Origin of the sequence: Streptomyces sp. NPDC007162 (assembly GCF_040634175.1) — a bacterium.
Taxonomy (GTDB): Bacteria; Actinomycetota; Actinomycetes; order Streptomycetales; family Streptomycetaceae; genus Streptomyces.
In genome coordinates, this window is the sequence record NZ_JBEYFC010000651.1 from 1 (window position 1) to 4,277 (window position 4,277).

The following is a 4,277-nucleotide window of genomic DNA, read 5'->3' on the forward strand; positions in this document are numbered from 1 at the left end:
GTACCCCGCGAGCAGGGACGACACGACGAGCAGGGACCGCGGATCGCGGTGCTCGATGACGCGCGTGACCGGAATCTGCAGGGGTTCGGCCCCGACAGCACCCTGCCGTACAGCTCCAGGTTGGCGGCGGGGTTGACGAACGCGTGCAGGCTCAGGGCGTTGAGGTCCCGGACGATCCGTTGGATCGGCACCTCCCGGTGCAGGGACGAGGCCCCGGACGCGGAACCGACCAGGTCGGCGGCTTCCTTGCACAACCGCGTCAGATACCCGCACTGCGCCCTGATCCGAGCCCGCTCCCGCGCCGTCCAGGGCTCTGCGTCGGCCGCCCTGGCTTCGATCAGCCCCACGAAGTCGGCGGTGATGAGTTCCGCGGAGGAGACCTTCATCGTGGCCTCGGCCAGCTGAAGGTGCGTCACCGGAGCCTCGTGCTGGCGCTCATAGAGGGTGTACGTGATGCCCCGCTGATGCATGCGCTCCCCGAACTCCGTCAGAGCGGCGCGGCCCAGTCCGAGGGCGTTCGCGGCCGTCCCGACACAGAACAGCAGCAGCACCGGCATCCGGTAGAAGGGGTCGGCGCTGTTGCGCCGTGCCGGGAACGTGCCAGCCAGCAACGGCCCGACCGGCAGGACACGGTGGGCGGGCACGTACACATCCTGGGCGACGACGGTGTTGCTGCCGCTCCCGCTCAGACCGGAGACGTTCCAGTCGTCCAGCACCTTGAGATCGGTCATGGGGATCGCCAGCCACACCATCTCCGGCCGCCCGGCCCCGGTGTCGGCCGGCGCGGTCAGCCGATGCCAGTCGGCGTCCTGGCAGCCGGTCGCGAAAGGAGAGTTTCCGCTCACCAGGTAACCGCCGTCCGCGGGAACGGCTTTCGAACTCGGGATGAGAGTGCCGCCGACCCGTACATCGGGGTCCGTGAAGATCTCGTCCTGGGCCTCGTCGGGGAACAGGGACGCGATGAACGCGCACCCGGCCTGGATCAACGCCATGAACCCGGCCGACCCGCACCCGGCGGAGACGGCGCTCAGTGCGTCGGCCTGAGTCCGTAAGGAGGTCTGGTAACCCCCGTGATGGCGGGGGACGTTCATCCGGTGGAGCCCGGCGCCCGTGAGAGCCTCGACGACCTCGCGGGTCACCCGCCGGTCCTGCTCCGCGCGCAGGGCGTGCGACCGGATGAGCGGCTGCAGCGCGTGTACGCGTTCGACGAGACCGGCTTCCGGGCGGGGTACTGACGAACTGGTCAAGGGACGGCCTCCGCACTCGGGACCCGGCAGGAACCCTCCCCGTCGCGCCGATCCCACCGACTGTCAACGCGGCGTCAAAGATGGGGAGTTGATTCATCCTTGGGCTCCCAATCGTTGACATGCCCCTGCCTCATGGCTAGCTTCACGGGATGTTTCTCCCGAGCCCCTGTCTTCACGGTCGGACAACGTTGTCAACTCTCACGTCCGCGCTCCGACAACGTTGTCCGCCTCCGCCTCCGAGAGAGGAGAAGTCCCATGACGGCACGACAGCTGAGACCTCCCGGAACAGCGACGATCGGTCTGCTCGCCGCCGCGGCGCTGGCCGCGGCCGGGCTGTGCACACCCGCGTGGGCGGCCGGGGAGGCCGCGCTCGTCACCGCGCCGGCGACTCTGGTCGACCCGCTCATCGGCACCTCGAACCAGGCCGACGACTTCCCGGGCGCCGACGTCCCGTTCGGCATGGTGCAGTGGAGCCCGGACACCCCGTCGCGTCCCGACGGCGGGGGCTACGAGTACGACGACTCGTCGATCACCGGCTTCAGCCTCACCCACATCGCCGGCCCCGGCTGCGGTGCGGCCGGCGACGTACCGGTGCTGCCCACGGTGGGTGCCGTGAACACCGCCGCCACGGACGCGTTCTCGCACACGAACGAGTCGGCGTCCGCCGGGTCGTACAAGGTCGCGCTCGGCAACGGGGTGACCACCGAGCTGACCACCACCACGCGCAGCGGCATGGCGCGCTTCACCTTCCCCTCGACCGGCCAGGCCAACCTCATCTTCAAGTTGACGGGCAGCCAGAACGGCGCGACGTCGACACAGTTCACCAAGGTGTCGAGCACCGAGGTGAGCGGCCAGGTGACCAGCGGCCACTTCTGTGGCGCCGCGAACACGTACACCGTCTACTTCGACATGGTCTTCGACCAGCCGTTCTCCTCGCAGGGCAGCTCGGCCGTCAAGACGTCCACCGCCACCACCCCGGCACCGGCCAGGGCGTCGAAGAACGCCGCCGAGAAGCCGAACAAGCCGGTGCTGCACGGCAGGAACACCGGCGCACCGGGTCCCGAGTCCACCCACGACAGTGCCGCCCCGGCCACCGCCGCCTCGAACGGCTACGTCACCTTCAACACCACGAGCAACCCGGTCGTGCAGGCCAAGGTCGGCATCTCCTACGTCTCGGTCGCGAACGCCGTCGCCAACCGGGCCGCGGAGAACTCCGGTTGGGACTTCGACGCCACCCGTACCGCCGCACAGAACGCGTGGAACGGCGCACTCGGCAAGGTGCGGATCGGCGGCGGGACCGCCGCGCAGCAGCAGACCTTCTACACCGCGCTCTACCACTCCCTGCTGCATCCGAACGTGATCAGTGACAGCAACGGCCAGTACTACGGCTTCGACGGGAAGACGCACACCGTGGACGCCGGTCACGGCGCCGTGTACGCGAACTACTCCGGCTGGGACATCTACCGTTCGCAGGCCCAGCTCGAGGCCCTGGTCGCTCCGCAGGTCGCCTCCGACACCGCGCAGTCGATGGTCGACGACTACACGCAGACCGGGATCTTCCCCAAGTGGTCGGAGAACAACGGCGAGTCGTACGTCATGGTCGGTGACCCGGCGGACGCCGTTCTGGCCGACTACTACGCCTTCGGCGCCCGCGACTTCGACGCCACGACCGCCCTGGCCGACATGGTCAGGCAGGCGAGCACGGCCAACAACGACCGGCCCGGCCTCGGCTACCTGAACTCGCCGGGATACCTGCCGCACGACGGCAGTTACGGCTGCTGCAACTTCTACGGCCCGGTCGCCACCACCCTGGAGTACGACACCGCCGACTTCGCGGTCTCCGCGCTGGCCGGGGCACTCGGCGACAGCGCGGACCACAGGACGTACGCCAACCGCGCCCAGGACTGGCGCAACGTGCTCAACCCGGCCTCCGGGTTCGTGGAACCCCGTGACGCGAGCGGCGCGTGGGCCGGTGGCTTCGACCCCACCAGCGGCACCGACATGGTCGAGGCCGACTCGTGGATCTACACCGGAATGGTTCCGTTCGACATCGGCGGCCTGGCGCACGCCAAGGGCGGCGACACCGCGATGAACCACTACCTGGACACCGTGCTGCGCAGCTACACCGGCGCCGACGGCTATGCCTGGGTCGGCAACGAACCGAGCATCGAACTGCCGTGGGAGTACGACTACACGGGGCGGCCCTACAGGACGCAGGGCACGGTGCGGGCCGTACAGGACCAGATCTGGTCGAACACCCCGGGCGGCCTCGCCGACGGCAACGACGATCTCGGCGCGATGAGCGCCTGGTACGTGTGGTCGGCGCTCGGCATGTTCCCCGAGACGCCCGGAACCTCCGATCTCGCTCTGGGATCACCCCTGTTCGCCCAGGCCGTGGTCAGCCTGCCGGCCGGCGGGACGCTGACGGTCAACGGCAACGGCGCCGCCGACAACGCTCCCTACGTCCAGTCCGCGGCGTGGAACGGCGCCGCGTGGAACAACGCCTACGCTCCCACCGCGGCGATCACCTCCGGTGGCACGCTGGACTTCACGCTCGGTACCGCCGCCAACACCTCCTGGGCGACCGCGGCCACCGCCGCCCCGCCCTCGTACGCGGGGGACACGACGGAGCCGGCCTCGCCGCGGATCGGTCCGCTCGCCTCCTCGGTGGCCTCCGGCCTGTGCGTGGACGACGCGTCCTCCGGTACCTCCGACGGCACCCACGTCCAGATCTGGGGGTGTGACGACACCTACGCCCAGGACTGGATCGTCGCCGGCGACGGAACGGTCCGCGCCCTCGGCAAGTGCCTGGACGCCGATCACAGCGGGACCACCGACGGCACGCTGGTCCAGCTGTGGACCTGCAACGGCACCGGCGCTCAGCGGTGGACCCCGGGCTCCGACGGGTCGCTGGTGAACCCCGAGTCGACGCTGTGCCTCGACGACCCCAACTCCTCGACCGCGAACGGCACCCAGCTCCAGCTGTACACCTGCAACGGTACGGCGGCACAGAACTGGAGGCTGCCGAGC

The 4,277-nt window shown here is 69.7% G+C and carries 1 protein-coding gene and 1 pseudogene; one reads left to right on the forward strand and one right to left on the reverse strand.

Annotated features, from left to right (window positions below; all coding sequences use genetic code 11):
* Positions 1-188: 188 nt before the first annotated feature.
* Positions 189-1,304, reverse strand: a pseudogene (locus tag ABZ646_RS41300) (acyl-CoA dehydrogenase family protein); the annotation flags it as partial.
* Between the two features lie 198 nt (positions 1,305-1,502).
* Between ABZ646_RS41300 and ABZ646_RS41305 the strand changes: the two are divergent.
* Positions 1,503-4,277: lectin (locus tag ABZ646_RS41305; RefSeq protein ID WP_360531331.1), on the forward strand; the 2,775-nt coding region annotated here is incomplete at its 3' end.